This is a genomic window from Candidatus Kosakonia sp. 282A-S69 (assembly GCF_029433855.1).
Taxonomy (GTDB): Bacteria; Pseudomonadota; Gammaproteobacteria; order Enterobacterales; family Enterobacteriaceae; genus Kosakonia; species Kosakonia cowanii_A.
Map to the genome: position 1 here is coordinate 2,791 of NZ_JAROAU010000005.1, position 248 is coordinate 3,038.

Below are 248 nucleotides of genomic sequence, written 5' to 3' on the forward strand. Positions count from 1 at the left end.
CTGTTCGGCATCGGCTGGATCATGAGCGGCGAGGGCGGCTGGTCACCGGCGCAGATGCTGGCCAACGTGCGCAGCAATCCGCTCAGCTACGGGCTGGCGTTCAGCGGCGCGGTGATCTGGGCGCTGTACTGCAACCTGACCAAGAAGATCGCCCAGGGCAGCAACGGCGTGGTGCTGTTCATTGTGCTGACCGCGCTGGCGCTGTGGCTTAAATATGCCTTCAGCGCGGAAAGCGGCATGCAGTTCAG

Annotated in this window: 1 pseudogene; it reads left to right on the top strand. The window is 63.7% G+C overall.

From position 1 onward, the window contains the following. Positions 1-248, top strand: a pseudogene (locus PU683_RS20780) (EamA family transporter); the annotation flags it as partial.